The following is a 17,338-nucleotide window of genomic DNA, read 5'->3' as shown; positions in this document are numbered from 1 at the left end:
GTCTCTTTATTTCCAGTATAAGCCATTCTGCTGCCATGGTCAACACAAAACATGGTTCCCAATTTTGCAAAAAGCAGTTTTTTCATTCTTGTTACTTTTCTTGCAAATATTTCCATCTCATGATACATTATAGTTATATTGTTTAACAGAATGAAACGACATCTTATGCATTTTTAAAAAGGGAGCGTGTTTCTATGAAGAAATACAAACTGCTGACCTTGGTCATCGGTTTCGTATTGGCTGTATCGGCTTTTTCCGCACCGCCTGTATTCGCCGCATCCAGCGATTTTAAAATAACGAACGGAGTGCTGACAAAGTATACCGGAACCGACACTACCGTAAAAATCCCATCCACCGTCACCGAAATCGGCGCAAGTGCGTTTTCGGGAAACAACCGTATGACCTATGTGACAATTCCGGATTCCGTTGAGACAATCGCCGAGAAGGCTTTCTACGACTGCGGTCGTCTGGCCTCGGTCTCCATGCCCAGCAGTGTTGAGACGATCGGCACCCGCGCCTTTGCGGAATGCCCCAAGCTCAATTATATCACCCTGCCCAAAAAGCTGACAGAAATCAGCAGCGGGCTGTTCAGCGGCTGCACCGCCTTAAACGATATCACGATTCCATCGAATGTCACCGTCATTGAAGACGCGGCCTTTTACAATTCCGGCATCACAAGCATATCTATTCCGCCGGATGTAAATACTATTGAAGAGAACGCATTCAGCTACTGCTCAAAGCTTACCAGTGTCAGCTTCCGCAGCGGCCTTACTACCCTTGGACAGGAAGCATTCAGCTATTGCAAAGCTTTGACTTCCGTTTCTCTTCCCCGCACAATCTCAGAGATGGATGATTCCGTTTTCTCCTACTGCACGGCACTGACAAGTGCCAGCCTGCCGGACGGTATGGAAGAGCTTCCCGATAAGACCTTTTTTAACTGCACCGCTCTGACCAGTGTATCCCTTCCGCGCTCGCTCTATTCCATTGGGGAACGCGCATTTTATAACTGCCGCGCACTGACGGGGATTTCGCTGCCCTCACTTCTGGAGGAAATCAAGCCCGAGGCGTTTGCCTACTGCGTTAATTTGCAGTCTGTCAAGCTTCCCCAGTATCTTTCCATGTTGGGAGAGGGCGCCTTCTCTTACTGCTCACGCCTGCAGTCCGTCAATATTCCTGCCGAACTCGATACTCTGGAGGATGACCTGTTTGCCTACGACCAGATGCTCAGTTCCGTCACTATAGAGGATGGGCTGAGAGGAATCGGCGACGGTGTGTTCTACGACTGCACGAAACTTTATACCCTTGTTGTCCCCGACAGTGTACAGGACATCGGTCGCAGTGCGTTTGGAGACAATACGACGCTGCGCGGCTCATCGGACTCCTATGTGCGAGCATACGCCAACAGCAAGGGGTATACCTTTAAGCTCAAGAGCGATCCCTCTTCGGATATCCCTGCCGGCGCGAACACCGGAACCGATAACGGCTCCACCAATACCGATCTGATTTACAACGGCGTGCAGTATGCCGGTTCTGTTATGATCGATACGAATACCTACACCATGGCCCCCGGCAACATTTACGACATTGGCGTCGTTCTGGCCGGAAATGCCTACACCAAAACCATCAACGTTTATTCCAGCCGCACCGGAATTGCCACCGTGCAGAGGCTGGCCAACGGCAATTACCGCGTAACCGGAAAGGCCCCCGGCACCTGCTATGTTGTGGTGGATGTGCTGAGCGGTTCTACCGTACTGAATCACGTTTCCATCCGCTTCGACGTGGCGTATAACGTGACACAGCACGGTCAGGCTGCCCGTAACCGCAGCTACTTCAACTAAAAATTTTCTGGTAATTTCTAAAAGAGCGCGGCGCCTGCGGAATTCTCCGTCAAGGGGCCGCGCTTTGCTGTAATGATGCTCCGAAAGCTTCCGGCAAATCCGGAAGCTTTTTGCATACTTTGCATAGACTTTTCAAAATCTCTTTACTTTTTCTTATGAATCGAGTAGAATAAAAAACGTTATCGCGGACACTTTCTAATGCTACTACGCTAAAGTGCCCGAAATGTGATCAAAATCGGAAGGACTGTTATTATGAAGAAATTACTGGCTTCGCTCCTCGCTCTTACGATATCGCTCGGCATGACTGCCTGCGGCCAGGGAAATCAGTCGGCTTCCTCCGCGGCCGGCGCAGATGAATCCTGGGACAAGGTGGAAAAAGCCGGCACTCTGGTTGTTGGGCTGGACGATGCATTCCCCCCGATGGGCTATAAAGATACCAATACCGGCGAATTGATCGGATTCGATATCGATCTGGCGAAGGAAGCCTGCAAACGCCTTGGCGTAGAGCTGAAGCTTCAGCCGATCGACTGGAGCAACAAGCAGGCCGAACTGGACAACGGCAACGTGGACTGCCTGTGGAACGGTTTCAGCAAAACCCCTGAGCGCGCCGAAGCGATGGCTTTGAGCATTCCCTATATGAGCAACAACCAGATCATTCTGGTCAAGACGGAGTCCACCTATAAAACGCTCAAAGATTTAAGCGGCAGGGTGGTCGGCGTGCAGAGTGATTCCTCCGCCGAAGCGGCTCTGAACGCGGTGGAAAACAAGGAGTTCAAGAGCTCCCTGAAGAATGTGATACAGATCGACGACTACACCAAGGCGATTTTGGAAATTCAGAACGGCACAATCGACGCGATCTCGATCGACGAGGTTGTCGCGCGCTTCTACCTGAAAAACCAGCCCGGCTCCTTCCGCATTCTGGAAAACGGCGGCACGGCGATTTCTCTGGCGTCTGAGGACTATGTCGTCGGCATGCGCAAAAACGATCTGGCACTGAAAGATAAGATCGATGAAACCCTGCGCGCGATGGCAAAGGACGGCACAATGACCACCATTTCTGGAAAATGGTTTGGCGAAGATGTTACAACGGTAGACGTGAAATAAAACCCGTCTCCGAAATTGGTCCCGGAGGTCTAAGCTATGAATTATCAGGTGCTATTAACAGAAATGTTTACGGCAACGCTGATGTCCCTGCAAATTTTCTTTTTCACCCTGATTGTCTCGCTTCCTTTGGGACTTTTGGTGGCACTGGGCAGAATGTCGAAACTGAAAATCGTCAATCTGCCCGTGCGCTTCTACATATTGATCATGCGCGGAACCCCGTTGATGCTGCAGCTGCTGTTCATGTTCTACGCGTTAAAGCCCCTGCTTGGAATCCAGCTGGATCGCGTATTGGCCGCAGAGGTTGCGTTTGCCCTGAATTATGCCGCCTATTTTGCCGAGATTTACCGCGGCGGTCTGGAGTCCATCCCCAATGGACAGCGGGAGGCCGCAAAGGTTTTGGGGTACACCAAATCACAGGCCTTTTTTCACATCGTTCTGCCCCAGGTGATCAAGCGGATCACCCCGCCGATGGGGAACGAATTCATCACCCTGGTGAAAGATACCTCTCTGGCTCAGGTAATCGGCGTCGTTGAGCTGCTGAAGGTCACCTCTCAGTGGGTCTCGAGCGCTGTGGATATGACTCCTCTGGTAATCGCCGGGCTGTTCTACCTAGTAATGAACGGGATTGTCACCCGGGCATTTACGGTGCTGGAAAACCGGCTGAGCTATTACCAATAAGGAGGGATTCCCAATGAGTCAGACGATTCTGACCGCAACAGATATCAAAAAGTGCTTCGACGGCGAAGAAGTCCTCAAGGGGATCTCGCTGGAGGTGCATCGGGGCGAGGTGCTCGCCATTATCGGGCCATCTGGCTCGGGAAAAAGCACCCTGCTGCGCTGCATTGCCCAGCTGGAAAACGTGGACTCGGGCGTTATTTCCGTCTGCGGCGACGTACTGGTACAAAACGGCCCCGACGGAAAAGCCGTGTATTCCTCCCCCGAGCTGTGCCGTAAAATCGGCCTGCGCCTGGGGCTGGTATTCCAGAATTTCAACCTGTTCCCGCATTACAGCGTACTGAAAAACATTACCGACGCGCCGGTGCGCGTGTTACAGAAAAGTCACGAGGAAGCCACCGCTACCGCAAGAGAGCTGCTGAAGAAAATGGGGCTCTCTGAAAAAGCGGACGCTTACCCGTACCAGCTTTCCGGCGGGCAGCAGCAGCGGGTTTCGATTGCCCGGGCGCTGGCCATGAACCCGGAAATCCTGTTTTTTGACGAGCCGACCTCGGCCCTTGACCCAGAGCTGACGGGCGAAATTCTGCGGGTTATGCGCCAGCTGGCCGCAGAGCACATGACCATGGTTGTGGTAACGCACGAAATGCAGTTCGCCCACGACGTGGCCGACCACGTCATCTTCATGGATGGTGGCACGGTTCTGGAAAACGGCACGCCGGACGAAATTTTCTCTCACACCCGCAACGAGCGCACCAGAGCTTTTCTTTCACGCTTTACGGAATGAGCCTTACGGCAATCCGGGCCGTGGTATAGCGCCCGATCCAATTTGCTTACGAGTGCAACTCACAGGATATACAATCTTCTGAACCAAGCAGGAGGGCTCCGCCAAAACGGCGGGGCCTTTCCTGCTTTTCGTTTCCTGCCGGATGCTCTCTGCAACGTCCTGAACTGCTCTCAGATTTGACAATATTGATATTCGATGATAGTATCAAATCACTGTACAACTGACGGAAGTGGAACAGACCACGGGAAGTGCAGTATTGTGAGCCGACCGTCTGGGCATGATGCCTTAGACTGGTGGGCTTTTATTGTTTTTAAATTTTTGAACAGTCGGAGCAAAAAGGAGGCTGTCATGGAGTATTTTACGATTCTGAATGAAAACACGCATCGATTCCCGCTGGTGATTGATTTGCCTCACAGCGGAACATTGGTTCCCCCGCATATCAGAAGCCGCATGCTTGATACGGCATGCCTGTCCAACACAGATTGGTTTTTGCCGGAGCTATACGACTTTCTTCCTGCAATGGGCTGTACCACCATTGTCAATCACTTAAGCCGGTATGTTGTAGACGTCAACCGCCCAACAGGAGGCGCAAAGGATGGTGATTATCGCAATACAGTAGTTTATCAGCAGAACACGCAGGGCAGTCCGCTGTATGCGATTCCGTTGGAGGAGAAAGAAATCAACGAGCGGATCACTCAATATTATCAACCATATCATCAGGCGCTGGAAAATCTGCTGCGCGCAAAGCTACAGGTGTTTCCGTCCGTCCTTTTACTGGATCTACACAGTTTTTTTATCAATTTTGCAAATGGTGGCAATCAGGATATTTATTTATCGAACCGGTGCGGCGCAACATCCTCGGAACAGACGCTGCAAGCTCTGCACAATGGATTTGAAACACAGGGCTATACCGTTTTGGATAATGCCATTCTAGGCGGACACAGCATTCACCACTACCGTGAGCTGTTTCAGGAAAGATTTGAGGGAATACTGGTAGAGCTTCGGTATACAAAGTATATTGAGGACCGCTATTTTGTGGAAGAAGAAATTACCACTCGCAATGAGGCATTGTTCGAGGAAGCCAAAAGAAGGCTGAAAGCAATTTTTACACAGCTTCTCTTTGGGAGCCATAACAATTGATTTCCGATCGGAAAGTCATTCTGACTAAAATGAAAGAGATGGTTTCAGGCTTTTCCTTTTCCGCCATATCTCTTTACCAAACCAAAAAACCTTGAGGCCCGTATTTTACAGGCCTCAAGGTTTTTTCTGTGTTTATCCTTCGGCATTCTCCGATTGAAAAGCCTTAAATCACATCATAAGAATGTTCCTGAATTTATTCCGCGGCGGCCGCGTTCTCCCAGTTATACCACATGTTCTGCATGTCGTTATTTTTTCTAGATTCAATCGCGAAAAACTGCTGTATACCTGCATTGTCCATACTTTTTTGTATTTTACCATAAATGGATAGCAAATAAAGCATAATTCAGCTTTATTTTTCCGCTCTTGTATTACAGTCTTGATCCTTTTAATTATATTTTTTAGAAATGCAAGTACGGTAACTAAGCATACTAAATGATTATAAAGCCTCCATTATCATCTCTGCCCTTTGCATTGTTGCATTTTTGTGTGCAAAATTTATGTCTTTAGATTTGTCTGATATTAAAAATCTAAAACGCACAATGGCAATGCCATCGTGCGTTTTATACTTTCGAGAGGCGTTTTGGGTCTTATAATACAAAATTACCGTATATAAGACCTTGCAGTATCCGTCTTGAACGTACCGTGAAATGATCAGGAGGCCGGATCGCGAAGCGGGAATTCGAATATCCCCGCGGGCGTGTTGCTGTTATGCACTACATTGACAGTAACCGGTTGGCTACCGCGGCTAAGATACTCTGACGGGGTGATGCCGGTCAATTGATGAAACACCCGGCTGAAATAGTGTACACAGCTAAATCCCAGTTGCTCCGCAGCCTGCGTTACATTGCAGTCTGAAAAGAGCAACAGATCTTTGGCCTTGTTCATTTTCTGCAGGTTAATATAGTGCCGGGGTGTACAGCCCATGGCTTCTTTAAAAAAGGAAGAAAAATAATTCTCGTGGTAGCCGCAGGCCGCCGCCAGCTCTGCCACGGACAAATTCGGATGGATCGCAATCAGCTCCAGTGCCTTTTTCAGCTTGCTGTTTCGCCCTACATCCACTGGTGGTGCAGGCAGTGCAGCAGACTCTGTCCGATTTAACAGGAGCAGCAGCTCGTACATCCGCAGACTTACAAGCTCAGCACTGCCAGCTCGCTGCAGGACTGCCTCCTCCAACAGGTTTTTCAGCAGCACCTGCTGGTAATCTCCAACCCACGGCAAAAAAAGGGGTAATTGCGCCGCCGGTTTTGCCAGGCAGCCCTCGCAGGTAAATTTTATATTCAGGCTACAGGAATCATCCAGACTGTGGATGGAGTGTTCTATCCCCGGCGGTATCATAGCAAGCCCGCCGGGCGGCACAATAAAATCCGTCTCTGCAGCATGCATGCGGACGTGACCTGCCAGACCGAACAGATAGTGAAAAAAAGGATGACTGTGAGGTTCAATATACTGACCGGGTTTCTTTTTATCGCGGACCACCCGGTGAACGGTTACGTTGCTTTCCATAGAGTATCACCTCATAGTCACCTTATCATATATCTGAGAAAAGTGCAAATAAAGAATAAAATTTTTAAAAGACAGTCTCCTCTTTTCTGCGGTAAGATAAAGAAAAAGAAAGGGGGCGTTATTTTGGAAAACCCTAACCATAGCTTTCAGGACTATAGTGTCATTGAGGGATTGCTGAAGGAGGTTCACATCCCGCCCATGTTCAAGATTCGGCAGCACTTTGACGACACCCACCTGACCGACGTAGCCGGCGAGGTGCGCCGCCAGCTGGAAAACAAGGGGCTGGAGGAACTGCTCCGCCCGGGAATGTGTATCTGCCTTACGGGGTCAAGCCGCGGTATCGCCAATATGAATGTTGTGCTGCGGGAGGCGGTCTCCTACTTAAAACGCCTGGGCTGTCACCCTTTTATCGTCCCTGCCATGGGCAGTCACGGAGGGGCCACCGCCGAGGGTCAGCGGCTTATCCTCTCCGGTTATGGCATCACGGAAGAATTTTGCGGCTGCCCCATTGATTCCTCCATGGAGACGGTGGAACTGGGCCACGTGGAAGAGGAGGGAAAGCGTCTTCCGGTCTACATCGACAAGCTGGCCTTTGAGGCGGACGGCATCGTGGCGGTCAATCGCATCAAACCCCACAGCGCCTTTCGGGGCGACTATGAGTCAGGACTGACCAAAATGCTCTGCATCGGTCTCGGCAATCAGGAGGGGGCGGACAGCCTACACCGGGACGGCTTTGGGGTGTTTAAAACCCGCATTCCCCTCTTCGGAAATTTTGTCCGCACCCATGCAAAGGTACTCTTCGGCATTGGGGTGATTGAAAATGCACACGACCAAACCTGCAGGGTGGCGGTGTTGCGCAACGAAGAAATCCCGGTGGAAGAGCCAGGATTGCTGGAGTATGCCAAAGGTCTGATGCCCCGGATTTTGGTGGATGAAACCGATGTCATGGTGGTGAAGGAGATCGGAAAGGACTTTTCCGGCAGCGGCATGGACCCCAACATCACCGGGACCTGGTCCACCCCCTATGGCGGCGGCGGTCTGAAGCACCAGCGCACGGCAGTGTTGGATTTGACCGAGGCCTCCCACGGAAACGGGATGGGAATCGGTCAGGCCGATACCACCACGCTTCGTTTTTATGAGAAATTTAATTTTCTGGAGACCTATCCCAATGCCCTGACCTCTACTGTTTTTTGGCCCATTAAGCTGGCCATGGTACTGCGGGATGACAAGATGGCCATTCAGGGCGCCATCAAGACCTGCAATCACATTGACCCCGAGAATCCCAGAATTGTACTGATCCGCAACACACTGACCATGGGCGAGCTGTATCTTTCCAAAGCATATTGGGAGCTTGCCCAAAACACCCCCGGCATCGAAATTGTTGAAGAACCTAAGGAACTGCCGTTTGACGAAAAGGGAAATCTATTGATATGGGAGGAACGCCAATGAAAACCATCATGACACAGCCTCTTTGCAAAGAGGGATATGAGAAATTTGCCCAAGCTGGAGAAATCTGGGTTGCCAATTCCGGCAACCCCACAGAGTATCTGGAGGAGCTTTCCACTGCGGATGCTCTGGTGATCCGCATCGGACACCTAAACGCTCAGGAGCTGGAACAGGCCCCTAACCTGAAGGTAATAGGGCGCTCCGGAATTGGGTTCGACAGCGTGGATGTGGCGGCGGCCACTGCCCGGGGCATTCCGGTGGTGATCGCCCCGCACTGCAACGCCGATTCGGTGGCGGAGCACACCCTGGCCCTGATGCTGGGTCTGGCCTCTAACCTGGTGGAATGTCACAACGAAGCGCTGCACGGAAATTTTGAAATCCGAAACTGCGGCCGCCAGTTTGAGCTGCTGGACAAAGCAGTAGGCATTGTGGGATTTGGTGACATTGGCAATCGTGTTGGGCGGCTGTGCGCTGCCTTTGGGATGAAGGTGATGGCCTATGATCCTTACCTGTCTGAGCAGCAGATTGCAGAACGCGGCGCGCAGCCCTGCCCGACGCTGGAGCATCTGCTGAAGGCTGCGGACATTGTAACCCTTCACATTCCTTTGCTGCCTGAAACAAAAGGCCTCATTGGGAAAGCACAGCTGGCCCAGATGAAGCCCTCGGCGATATTGGTAAACTGTGCCCGCGGCGGCATTGTGGATGAAGACGCACTGATTGAGGCCCTCAATAACGATATCATCGCGGGGGCGGGAATCGACACTCCGGTAGAAGAGCCCACCCGACTGGGGAATCCGCTATTGGCAGCAAAGCATCTCATCTTTTCGCCCCACAGCGCCGCCCAGACAAAAGAGGCCACGATCCGCGCCGCCACCATGTGCGCCGACGGCTGTCTGGCTGTTCTGCAGGGTGAGCAGTGGCCCGGTGTGGCAAATCCGGAGGTTTACCGTCACCCCAAATGGAGCGGAGAAGCAAATTAGGATCAATAAAATTATGTGCAGAAGGGCCCCGGCGGGCTACCTCCCGCTGGATTTCGTCCATAGTCAGGTTGATATTCAGGGATGCAGCACCTTCTTCCTGACTTCAACGGTGGCGGACTATCTGAGAAAAAACCTGATGTTGGTGGAGCTGGTGCTGTTCTTTGCGGCGATCATCCTCTTTGTCACGCCGGGTATGCTTAGCGGTTTCTCTAGGGTTGCACTGGGCGGCGTGGTTGTCTGGTGCGCTGTAATTTCTAAAACTCGGAAAAACAAACAGATTGTCGCACAAACACATTGCGACAGAAGAAAGGGAGTACCTATATGTTGATTTCCAGTCTTGCCCTGGCCGAACATTACGACTATTTGGCAGAGAAATTCAAAATCGGCTATGCCTTTCTCCGCAGACCCGATCTTGCAGACCTTCCGGTGGGAAAGATTGAGCTGGAGCAAGGAGTTACCGCCAGCGTACAGGAGTATACGACCATTCCTGCAGACGAGGGCAAATACGAGACCCATGACCGCTACTTTGACATTCATTACATAGTTGCAGGACGTGAGGGCTTTCATCTGGCTCCGCGCGATACACTGGAGGAGAAGATTCCCTACGATGCTGAGCGGGACATCACCATTTACCACAGCCCAGAGACGGCCAGCCAGGTGATTCTTTCCCAGGGAGAACTGATTGTAGTCACCCCGGAGGAGGCCCATATGCCTAAGATTGTTGCGGGTGAGTCTGCAATGGTGAAAAAAATTGTGCTGAAGGTTCCGGTATCCTAAAGTTTCTTAAAAAAAGCCCATGTATTGTTGAGGCAATTCCCAGGCTTTTTGTGCGAAAATGATTTTGAATGTTGTGTGGAAAAACAGGTTCCAACGACTCAGGGATTATGATAAATCAAAAGCTATGTCACCTCTCAATGCATCTATTTCGTACAATGATTTCTAGCAAGAACCCTGTTAACGCAATCATCTTAGATCAGAAGGAAGTATCCTTGCAGCAAGACGGTATCGCTTTCGCGATACCGTCTTGCTGTTTTCATTTTCCTTATAGGATAAAGCCAGAGATAAATTTTATGAAATAAAGCATCCTTTCCATCCATTCCAAGTTTCGGCCATGCTAGTGGCTGACTTCCCTCTCTCTAGGATACGCTTTACCGCCTGCTTTCCCATTTCCACAAACATTTCTGTTAATGCCTGCCACTACTTCTGCGATTCCCGCATATGATACCACAGATTCATAATCAATGGTTTTCAGCTCAGTTCAATGATGGTGAAAAGGAAAAAGTGATTTCGTACTTCATATATAGGATTTATCTATTACAATAAATAAAAATATGCTATTACCTTGTTGGGGGAATTCTTTGGTATAATAGATTAATATACCAAATTCAGACATCCATCGGGATGGTTTGAAAATAAAACATAAGGGGAATGGTTATGCAGCTTACGGAATTGTTGTGCGGTCCAAAACCCTCGCTCTCTTTCGAGGTTTTTCCACCGAAAAAAAGCAGCAATTATGAAAGCATACAAAGGGCCGCCGAAGAAATCGCCCTGCTTTCGCCAAGCTTTATGAGCGTGACATATGGCGCGGGCGGCGGAACCAGTGATTATACTGTTTCGATTGCGGCGGACATTCAGAATCAATTCCACGTACCCGCTTTAGCCCACCTGAGCTGCATCCATTCTTCACAGGAAGGTATCCGCGAGCAGCTTTCCAGCCTGCGTGCTGCCGGCGTCAGCAATGTACTTGCGCTCAGGGGCGACTTGCCGCCGGAATCAAGCGTACACGAAGACTGGGAATTCCATTATGCCAGTCAGCTCGTGTCGGAGATCCACCGGTACGGCGGGTTCTGCATCGGTGGGGCCTGTTATCCTGAGGGCCATACGGAATCTCCGTCCCAAAGAAAGGATATCGAATATCTGAAGGAAAAAGTAGACGCCGGGTGTGATTTTTTAACGTCACAAATGTTTTTTGACAATAATATTTTTTACAACTTTATGTACAAAATCAGAAACGCGGGAATTCAGGTGCCTGTCATTCCGGGAATTATGCCCGTCACCAACGTCGCTCAGATCCGCAGAATTATTGCTCTTTCGGGAACCGTACTGCCTCAGCGCTTTCGGTATATTTTAGATCGCTTCGGAGAGAATCCGGCCACCATGCGCCAGGCGGGGATCGCTTATGCAACAGAGCAAATTATAGATCTGTTTGCCAATGGGATACCCGCTGTACACGTTTATTCGATGAACAATCCTTTGATTGCCCGTAAGATCATGGAAAATCTATCGGAAATTGTGGGCGCTCCCGCAGAGGTATCTAATGAGACATAGCTCCGCAGTAAAAACTGTTTTTCATAAATCGTCCGATGTAGAAATCCCGCTGAAAGAAGTTGGCCGCTATATGGGGCTCGGGCGTTCTCAGCCGGATGCTCAGCTTGTCGGTTTGATGGAAAGGGCTCTGGCCGATTTTCAAAGGGCGGCAAATTATACCGCCTGCTTTATGGAAGTGCCCGTGTCTATTACGGAGGCAAAAACAGATTTCGGCACTTTCTGTGTGGAAGGAAAAAGCCTTGCCAAACATCTTGCAGGGTGCGACCGTGCCATATTGTTTGCAGCTACCACGGGCATAGAGACCGAACGGCAGAGAAAGCGTGCTTTTGTCACTTCGCCTTCCCTGGCTCTTGTGTTGGACGCCGTCGGTACTGTTGCCATCGAGAGTTTTTGTGATTTGTTGTGCCGGGAATGGGCCGAAGAGCACCCTGGCCAAACTTTTCGTTCGCGTTTCAGCCCTGGCTACGGCGATTTGCCTTTAAACGCGCAGAAACCCTTGCTGGATGCCCTGCATGCGAACCAGAATGCGGGCATTTCCTTGACAGATGCGCTGCTCATGATTCCGCAGAAATCTGTTTCGGCTATCATTGGAATGGAACAAACAGACCACACAGCAGAAAAACCGGCTGTATGCTCTAAACGGGATCATTGCCCGACCTGCGGTCAGCAAGACTGCACATTTCGTCTATGAAGGGACTTTGCAGAAATGAATATCATGGAATGTATCAATCAAGGGATTTTTTATCTGGACGGTGGAACCGGCACCTATTTGCAGGAGCAGGGGCTGGCGCCCGGGGAGCTGCCGGAAACATGGAATCTGCTGCATCCTGAAAAAATAAAGGATCTGCACCGGCAGTATTACGAAGCGGGAAGCCATCTGGTTTGTACCAATACTTTCGGCGCAAACGGGTTGAAATACGACGGACAGGAAGGCCGGTTTTCGGTAAAAGAGGTGGTTTCAGCCGCCGTAAACTGCGCAAAAACCGCCAGAGAGGAAGCGAAATTCGGTCAGCCGGATCGTTTCGTCGCGTTGGACATTGGCCCTCTCGGCAAGCTGCTTGCCCCGCTGGGAGACCTTGATTTTGAAGATGCCGTTTCCCTGTTCGCCGAAATCGTACAGGCCGGCGCAGAAGCCGGTGCTGATTGTGTGCTGATTGAAACCATGAACGACTGCTATGAAACCAAGGCCGCTGTGCTGGCCGCGAAGGAAAACTGCAGTCTGCCTGTTTTCGTCAGCAACGTGTATGATGAAACGGGCAAGCTGATGAGCGGTACCACGCCGGAGGCGATGGTAGCCATGCTGGAGGGTTTGGGTGCAGACGTCATCGGCATCAATTGCTCATTAGGGCCGGACAAAATGCTGGAGCTCCTCCCCAGATTTATTTCCTGTGCGTCCGTCCCTGTTCTGGTCAAGCCGAATGCAGGGCTGCCGCGCTCGGAAGGCGGAAAAACGGTATTTGACGTGTCGGCCGAAGAATTTGCACAAACCATGCTCCGCATTGCAGCCGGAGGGGCCCGTGTCATAGGCGGGTGCTGCGGAACGACGCCTGCTTATATCAGGCTGATGACGGATCAGACAAAGGGCCTGCCCGTTACTCCGATTCTTTCCAAACACCGCGCTGTGATCAGCTCTTATACCCATGCCGTTGTATTTGGCGGCAAACCGGTCATGATTGGCGAAAGAATCAATCCCACAGGCAAAAAACGGTTTAAAGAGGCCCTGCGGCAGAAGGATATCGGCTATATTCTCAAAGAAGGTATTTTGCAGCAGGAGCAGGGTGCACAGGTGCTGGATGTCAACGTGGGACTTCCTGAAATTGATGAACCGGAAATGCTGGTAACCTGTGTGAAAGAGCTGCAAAGCGTATGCGATCTGCCGCTTCAGCTGGACACATCTAACCAGACTGCCATGGAACGCGCGATGCGCGTGTACAACGGCAAGCCGATGATCAACTCTGTCAACGGCAGTGACGAGAGTATGAGCGCCATCTTCCCTCTCGTTAAAAAATATGGGGGCTTTGTCGTTTGCCTGACGCTGGATGGATCCGGAATTCCGGAAACAGCGGAGGGACGTTTCGCAATCGCCGAGCGAATCGTACGTCGAGCGGCGGAATATGGGATCGCCGCCTGCGATTTGATTTTTGACCCTCTGGCCATGACGATTTCTTCCGACCAGCAGGCGGCTCAGGTCACTCTGGACACGATTCCAATGATTCAAGGCAGACTGGGCGTTTGCTGTTCTCTGGGAATCTCTAATATTTCCTTTGGTCTGCCCAACAGGGATTTTATCACCGGCACATTTTTTATCATGGCTTTGGTAAAGGGACTGAGTGCGGCGATCATGAATCCCTTCTCTTTCGAAATGCAAAAAGCGTATCACAGTTACCTGGCCTTGGCCGGATTGGACGACAATTGCCAGGAATATATCCGCTTTTCTCAGAATGTTCCGTCGGATACGGTGACAGTGTCAAAGGCCCCTGCCGCCCAGAATTCTTCCCAAACGCCGGACGGACTGCAGGGCGCCATCCTCCGCGGTTTCAGTGCGGAGGCGGCCGAGCTGGCAAAGGAAAAGCTGGAGAGCACAGAGCCGCTCGCCCTGATTCAGGAGCAGATTGTGCCGGCACTGGATATCGTCGGAAAGGGATTTGAAGCAAAAACGGTCTTTTTGCCGCAGCTTTTGATGAGCGCCGAAGCGGCAAAGGCGGCATTTGAAGAAGTGCGGAAAAAGCTGCCGGCTTCCGATGAAATCGGCCCGGCCGTGATTTTGGCCACAGTAAAAGGCGATATTCACGATATCGGGAAAAACATTGTCAAGGCGATCATGGAAAATTACGGCTACCACGTGATTGACCTTGGAAGAGATGTTCCGCCGGAAACGATCGTAGAATCGGCCATTGAAAATCAGGTAAAACTGGTGGGGCTCAGCGCGCTGATGACCACCACCGTCCCTGCCATGGCTGAGACGATCCGTCAGCTGAAAGAAAAAAAGCCGGATACGCTCGTCATGGTAGGCGGAGCCGTCATGACACAAGAGTATGCTGACCAAATCGGTGCTGATTTTTATGGAAAGAACGCCATGGAAAGCGTAAGATATGCAGAGCGCGTATTAAAAGGCAAATCTGACTGATCAATCAAATAAAGGGGTATTTCATGGAAAAACAAAATAATCGCAATCGGATTTGGATTCCCATCACAGCTTTTGTACTGGCCATAGCCCTGCTCGCGGGCCTTTGGGCGATTTTTTCCCAAAAACCCACAGAGGGCAGCAAGCATATTTCTATCGCGGTAGTTTATGAGGATGGAAAAACCGAAAATTTCACCGTCGATACCGATGCTGAGTATTTGAAAGAAGCAGCCGAATCTGTTTTATCCATTGAGGGAAAAGAAACGCAGTACGGGTTCTCGCTTTACACGATCAATGGAGTAACCGCGGACTTTAGTCAAGGGGATCAATACTGGGCGCTTTATGTAAACGGGGAATATGGACAATATGGCATAGATCAGCAGCCAGTTACAGATGGCGATCAATATCAATTCATCGTTGAAAACATTGAAAATGCTTCAAAATAATTCTTTGACCGCCAAAGAGCTGGTCCGGCTGTCGGTATGCACCGCGATACTGTTTGTCTTACAGATTGCGCTTTCCCCATTGCCGAATATCGAAATGGTAACGCTGCTGATCCTGCTTTATACGCGCTGGTTTCAAAAGAAAGCTCTTTTCATTATCTATGTATTTGTGCTTTTGGAAGGCGTTTTTTATGGGTTCCATTTCTGGTGGTTTGGCTACCTGTACATTTGGGCGTTTCTGTGGATCATCGCTACGCTACTGGATAAAAGGCCCCGCAGCGTATGGACATGGGCAGCGTTCGGCGGAGGATTCGGCCTGCTGTTCGGCCTTTTCTTTTCGCTCATTTACCTATTGGCAGGCGGCATCCCTACCGCTCTGGCGTGGTGGATTGCGGGCATTCCCTTTGATATTCTGCATGGCGTCAGCAATTTTATCTTAATCCGCATTTTATTTCAGCCGCTGGACCGTCTGTATCACTCCATCGCGTAGCAATGGACTGCGCTGAGAAAGATTGGTTAGATATTGCCGTGTGCATTCGATGCACTCAAATAAACCGCTTACAATTCTGATTCCGGCATGTTTTCTTCCTATCAAAAGCAAAAACAGGTTAGCAATACCAACCTGTTTTTGCTTTCATGAACATTTGAGGGTAACTCATAGTGGTACGGGCGATTCATTCTTAGAGTAAATCATCCATAGTACCGATATTCTTCTGGCGGCGCGATGATAGAGAGCAGATAATCATTAACATACAGAATAAAATACATCGCTATCTTTGTATCTTAATTTATTATCCACTAAATATATGATATAATTAAAAACCGATCTCTATTCTTAATAATACTTAGGATGATTTATATGCCGAAACGGAAGAAACCCAAGATGCCTCCACTATCCGTTTTAGATAAATTGATTTATTATTTTCTTTTTTTAATTATCATCATGATATCGTTTAGTTTTTCTTTTATTCCTGGATGGGTACACAATTTTACTTCGTTTACAAACAATCGTGTTTTCGCTGTAGCAACAGGCAGTTCTTCTCTCTTTTTAGTGATACCTACGCTCACCATTTTCTGTATCAGCTTCTGTTTTTGGATTGTGAAATTTAAAGAAAAGAGGCCAATCTTCGGGAAAAGGGGAATAATCTATGGAGAGCAAACCCGTAATATCTATCCTTTATTTGGCCAACAGCATAAACCTAAAAGCATAAACGACTTAAGTAAGAATAAAAAAATGTATAAGAGGTTTGTTTCTGCTTCTTTAGCCATTATTTTAATATTATCTTTTGTAATTGGTGCTTTTGGCATCTACTCACGTTATGAACTCACAGATACTTCAATTGTGAAATATGATTGCCTAAATCATGTATCTAATCAATATCCACTCAATACGGTCACTCAGGTGGAAATAGGTGCTTACTATCATCATCAAGTCCGCAGGATTGGATATTATACATTTTCGTATACATTTTTCTTTAATAATGGAAAGGATATTCAGTTTACTTACTCAGAGTTTCGCGATCTTGAATCTGTCAAAAAAATCAATAGTATTTTGCATGCTGTTCCTAAAAAAAACAGTGGGGTACAAAATCTTGATGCTCTAAGGCGTGAATATCATTTCAACGATCAGGATTGGGCAATCATTCAAAAACTTTTTTCCACTTGATCTGGCAATCTCCACAAACGCCATTTGGGCTAATTTGCAAAAAAGCCCGAAAAGCTAGCATTCTGAACTGTATTCCAATTGTTAGACAGTATGATATACTGAAAATAAAGGGATGCTTTTCTACGCCTAAAGAGAAATCGAACAAGCGAAATATGGCAGAGTTTAAGGAAAAGGCAGTAGAGCGTAATTTAATAAAGCTGTATAAGAATAGAGGGCTTACAGATAGTTTATCTGTAAGCCCTCTTATCAGCTCAATACAACGCTATTATTTTTACAAATTTTCATGTTAGCTCCTATGTAAGTTCAA

At 49.2% G+C, this 17,338-nt stretch carries 16 protein-coding genes and 1 riboswitch; of the genes, 15 read left to right on the top strand and 1 reads right to left on the bottom strand.

Annotated features, from left to right (window positions below; genetic code table 11):
* Window positions 1-194: 194 nt before the first annotated feature.
* The 5 genes from TY09_RS10065 (at window position 195) to TY09_RS10045 (ending at window position 5,541) form a co-directional block, all read left to right on the top strand.
* Complete coding sequence (locus TY09_RS10065; protein ID WP_009066062.1) at window positions 195-1,838, top strand: leucine-rich repeat domain-containing protein; 1,644 nt, start codon at window positions 195-197, stop codon at window positions 1,836-1,838.
* A 252-nt stretch (window positions 1,839-2,090) separates the two neighbouring features.
* Window positions 2,091-2,942 carry an amino acid ABC transporter substrate-binding protein gene (locus TY09_RS10060; RefSeq protein WP_042433815.1) on the top strand — a complete coding sequence of 284 codons (852 nt, stop codon included), beginning with the start codon at window positions 2,091-2,093 and terminating at the stop codon, window positions 2,940-2,942.
* A 36-nt stretch (window positions 2,943-2,978) separates the two neighbouring features.
* Window positions 2,979-3,620, top strand: coding sequence for an amino acid ABC transporter permease (locus tag TY09_RS10055; protein WP_009066010.1), 642 nt, complete (start codon window positions 2,979-2,981; stop codon window positions 3,618-3,620).
* A 13-nt stretch (window positions 3,621-3,633) separates the two neighbouring features.
* Entirely contained in the window at window positions 3,634-4,401 is a 768-nt protein-coding gene (locus TY09_RS10050; protein ID WP_042433812.1) for an amino acid ABC transporter ATP-binding protein, read from the top strand.
* Window positions 4,402-4,607: 206 nt separating this feature from the next.
* A riboswitch (ZMP/ZTP riboswitch) is annotated at window positions 4,608-4,685 on the top strand.
* A gap of 64 nt (window positions 4,686-4,749) precedes the next feature.
* Complete coding sequence (locus TY09_RS10045) at window positions 4,750-5,541, top strand: N-formylglutamate amidohydrolase (RefSeq protein WP_042433808.1); 792 nt, start codon at window positions 4,750-4,752, stop codon at window positions 5,539-5,541.
* 651 nt (window positions 5,542-6,192) lie between these two features.
* On the opposite strand, the gene TY09_RS17620 is transcribed toward TY09_RS10045, so the two are convergent.
* Window positions 6,193-7,044 carry a helix-turn-helix transcriptional regulator gene (locus tag TY09_RS17620; RefSeq protein ID WP_052335596.1) on the bottom strand — a complete coding sequence of 284 codons (852 nt, stop codon included), beginning with the start codon at window positions 7,042-7,044 and terminating at the stop codon, window positions 6,193-6,195.
* Between the two features lie 123 nt (window positions 7,045-7,167).
* On the opposite strand from TY09_RS17620, the gene TY09_RS10035 reads away from it, so the two are divergent.
* The 10 genes from TY09_RS10035 (at window position 7,168) to TY09_RS09990 (ending at window position 17,031) form a co-directional block, all read left to right on the top strand.
* Window positions 7,168-8,493, top strand: a complete 1,326-nt coding sequence (locus TY09_RS10035) for a nickel pincer cofactor-dependent isomerase, group 22 (protein WP_242841477.1) — start codon at window positions 7,168-7,170, stop codon at window positions 8,491-8,493.
* The gene (locus tag TY09_RS10030; RefSeq protein ID WP_042433803.1) at window positions 8,490-9,470 is read left to right on the top strand and encodes a hydroxyacid dehydrogenase; all 981 of its coding nucleotides are present in this window, start codon (window positions 8,490-8,492) and stop codon (window positions 9,468-9,470) included. Before TY09_RS10035 ends, TY09_RS10030 begins: the two co-directional genes overlap by 4 nt.
* A gap of 13 nt (window positions 9,471-9,483) precedes the next feature.
* Complete coding sequence (locus TY09_RS10025; RefSeq protein ID WP_042433800.1) at window positions 9,484-9,798, top strand: hypothetical protein; 315 nt, start codon at window positions 9,484-9,486, stop codon at window positions 9,796-9,798.
* Window positions 9,792-10,247 carry a YhcH/YjgK/YiaL family protein gene (locus TY09_RS10020; RefSeq protein ID WP_042433797.1) on the top strand — a complete coding sequence of 152 codons (456 nt, stop codon included), beginning with the start codon at window positions 9,792-9,794 and terminating at the stop codon, window positions 10,245-10,247. Before TY09_RS10025 ends, TY09_RS10020 begins: the two co-directional genes overlap by 7 nt.
* A 657-nt stretch (window positions 10,248-10,904) precedes the next feature.
* Complete coding sequence (gene metF, locus TY09_RS10015) at window positions 10,905-11,798, top strand: methylenetetrahydrofolate reductase [NAD(P)H] (RefSeq protein WP_009066080.1); 894 nt, start codon at window positions 10,905-10,907, stop codon at window positions 11,796-11,798.
* The gene (locus tag TY09_RS10010) at window positions 11,788-12,489 is read left to right on the top strand and encodes a vitamin B12 dependent-methionine synthase activation domain-containing protein (protein ID WP_009066015.1); all 702 of its coding nucleotides are present in this window, start codon (window positions 11,788-11,790) and stop codon (window positions 12,487-12,489) included. Before metF ends, TY09_RS10010 begins: the two co-directional genes overlap by 11 nt.
* A 15-nt stretch (window positions 12,490-12,504) precedes the next feature.
* Window positions 12,505-14,925 (top strand): homocysteine S-methyltransferase family protein, encoded by a 2,421-nt coding sequence (locus tag TY09_RS10005; protein ID WP_009065911.1) that lies wholly within the window; start codon window positions 12,505-12,507, stop codon window positions 14,923-14,925.
* Between the two features lie 23 nt (window positions 14,926-14,948).
* Complete coding sequence (locus TY09_RS10000; protein ID WP_009066076.1) at window positions 14,949-15,368, top strand: DUF4430 domain-containing protein; 420 nt, start codon at window positions 14,949-14,951, stop codon at window positions 15,366-15,368.
* A complete protein-coding gene (locus tag TY09_RS09995) occupies window positions 15,355-15,855 on the top strand; it encodes a hypothetical protein (protein ID WP_009066060.1) in 501 nt (166 codons plus the stop codon). Before TY09_RS10000 ends, TY09_RS09995 begins: the two co-directional genes overlap by 14 nt.
* A 369-nt stretch (window positions 15,856-16,224) precedes the next feature.
* Window positions 16,225-17,031 (top strand): hypothetical protein, encoded by an 807-nt coding sequence (locus TY09_RS09990; protein WP_009065985.1) that lies wholly within the window; start codon window positions 16,225-16,227, stop codon window positions 17,029-17,031.
* Window positions 17,032-17,338: the final 307 nt, after the last annotated feature.

Source organism: Faecalispora jeddahensis, from assembly GCF_000577335.1.
Lineage (GTDB): Bacteria > Bacillota > Clostridia > Oscillospirales > Acutalibacteraceae > Faecalispora > Faecalispora jeddahensis.
Note: the sequence above shows the minus strand (reverse complement) of the source record. Positions and strands in the feature narration are given on the sequence as shown.

Bases quoted from the DNA above. Each gene is read 5' to 3' on its own strand.
- TY09_RS10005 (WP_009065911.1), top strand. From the start codon at position 12,505: ATGAATATCATGGAATGTATCAATCAAGGGATTTTTTATCTGGACGGT.
- TY09_RS10055 (WP_009066010.1), top strand. From the start codon at position 2,979: ATGAATTATCAGGTGCTATTAACAGAAATGTTTACGGCAACGCTGATG.
- TY09_RS10060 (WP_042433815.1), top strand. From the start codon at position 2,091: ATGAAGAAATTACTGGCTTCGCTCCTCGCTCTTACGATATCGCTCGGC.
- TY09_RS10050 (WP_042433812.1), top strand. From the start codon at position 3,634: ATGAGTCAGACGATTCTGACCGCAACAGATATCAAAAAGTGCTTCGAC.
- TY09_RS10000 (WP_009066076.1), top strand. From the start codon at position 14,949: ATGGAAAAACAAAATAATCGCAATCGGATTTGGATTCCCATCACAGCT.
- TY09_RS10065 (WP_009066062.1), top strand. From the start codon at position 195: ATGAAGAAATACAAACTGCTGACCTTGGTCATCGGTTTCGTATTGGCT.
- TY09_RS09995 (WP_009066060.1), top strand. From the start codon at position 15,355: ATGCTTCAAAATAATTCTTTGACCGCCAAAGAGCTGGTCCGGCTGTCG.
- TY09_RS17620 (WP_052335596.1), bottom strand. From the start codon at position 7,044: ATGGAAAGCAACGTAACCGTTCACCGGGTGGTCCGCGATAAAAAGAAA.
- metF (WP_009066080.1), top strand. From the start codon at position 10,905: ATGCAGCTTACGGAATTGTTGTGCGGTCCAAAACCCTCGCTCTCTTTC.
- TY09_RS10030 (WP_042433803.1), top strand. From the start codon at position 8,490: ATGAAAACCATCATGACACAGCCTCTTTGCAAAGAGGGATATGAGAAA.
- TY09_RS10045 (WP_042433808.1), top strand. From the start codon at position 4,750: ATGGAGTATTTTACGATTCTGAATGAAAACACGCATCGATTCCCGCTG.
- TY09_RS09990 (WP_009065985.1), top strand. From the start codon at position 16,225: ATGCCGAAACGGAAGAAACCCAAGATGCCTCCACTATCCGTTTTAGAT.
- TY09_RS10010 (WP_009066015.1), top strand. From the start codon at position 11,788: ATGAGACATAGCTCCGCAGTAAAAACTGTTTTTCATAAATCGTCCGAT.
- TY09_RS10020 (WP_042433797.1), top strand. From the start codon at position 9,792: ATGTTGATTTCCAGTCTTGCCCTGGCCGAACATTACGACTATTTGGCA.
- TY09_RS10025 (WP_042433800.1), top strand. From the start codon at position 9,484: ATGTGCAGAAGGGCCCCGGCGGGCTACCTCCCGCTGGATTTCGTCCAT.